General features: G+C 71.8%; 1 protein-coding gene. It reads left to right on the forward strand.

Annotated elements, in window-relative coordinates:
* Nucleotides 1–218: 218 nt before the first annotated feature.
* On the forward strand, nucleotides 219–759 hold a 541-nt coding region (locus tag RM479_RS27450), incomplete at its 3' end, for a P-loop NTPase family protein (protein ID WP_311514581.1).

Raw genomic sequence — 759 nt, forward strand, 5'->3', positions numbered from 1 at the left:
CCTCCAACGGACCCGTCACGTCCAGACTCTGCACCCCGTCGTACACGACGATCACGACCTCATGCCCCATGCCCACCACCCCACCACCGCCCCACGGCGTCCACAAGGTCGCACACCCCACGGAAAAAGACACCCCACCCCGGGGTTGCCACCGCCACGAGAGGAAAGACACGAACAGATAACGAGAACTCTCACGCACCCACGACGATCACAGCCCCATGACAGCCCACCACCACGAACGGACACCCGTGAGGCTCACCGACCGCGGAAACCTGCGCCGCAGCCCCGCCACCACCGCACCCAGCGCCCGGCCGCTCGTCGCGTTCCACGACGTGTCCCTCACCCTGGCCCGCACCCCCCTGCTCACCCACCTGGACCTGACCGTCCACCCCGGCGAACACGTCGCCCTCATCGGCCTGCCCCCGACCCACACCACCACCATCGCCGACCTGCTCACCGGCCGCACCGCCCCCACCCGCGGCCACGTCACCACCCACACCACCCCCCACGTCCACCCCGCCACACCCACCACCACCCTGGCCCGCACCATCACCGGCCACCCCGAACCCGACCCCGACGACCCCCACCTGCGCACCGCCCTGACCACCGCCGACCTGCCCCACGACCCCACCACCCCCCTGGCCGAACTACCCCGCGACCTCACCCACCGCCTGCACCCCGCCCGCAGCCACTACGCCGACCTCACCGACGCCCGCCTGCTCGTCCTCACCCACCCCCCCCCCGGCGAACACCTCACCC

It is taken from the genome of Nocardiopsis lambiniae, from assembly GCF_031845465.1.
Lineage (GTDB): Bacteria > Actinomycetota > Actinomycetes > Streptosporangiales > Streptosporangiaceae > Nocardiopsis > Nocardiopsis lambiniae.